General features: G+C 71.0%; 1 pseudogene. It reads right to left on the reverse strand.

Annotation, left to right across the window (positions count from 1 at the left end):
• Window positions 1-389, reverse strand: a pseudogene (gene thrS / locus G3I71_RS49675) (threonine--tRNA ligase); the annotation flags it as partial.

Below are 389 nucleotides of genomic sequence, written 5' to 3' on the forward strand. Positions count from 1 at the left end.
AGCTTGTACGGCTCGGCCGCGAGCTCCTCGCGCGCCTGCGCCTCGGTCACGTCCCAGCGTCGGAAGGTCTGCCCCTCCTTGACGATCCGGTTCATGACCTTCTCGATCGCCTTGAGGTCCTCGGGCGTGAACGGGGTCTCGACGTCGAAGTCGTAGTAGAACCCGTCGGTGATGGGCGGGCCGATGCCCAGGCGCGCCTGCGGGTTGACCTCCTGCACCGCCTGCGCGAGCACGTGCGCCGCCGAGTGCCGCAGCACCGACAGCCCGTCGGGCGAGTCGATGGTGACGGCCTCGACGACCGCGCCGGCGGGCAGCGGCAGCGCAAGGTCCTTGAGCTCGCCGTCGACGCGCACGACGACGACGTCGCGGCGGTCGCCGAACAGGTCCGT

It is taken from the genome of Streptomyces sp. SID12501, assembly GCF_010550245.1.
Classification (GTDB): Bacteria; Actinomycetota; Actinomycetes; order Streptomycetales; family Streptomycetaceae; genus Streptomyces.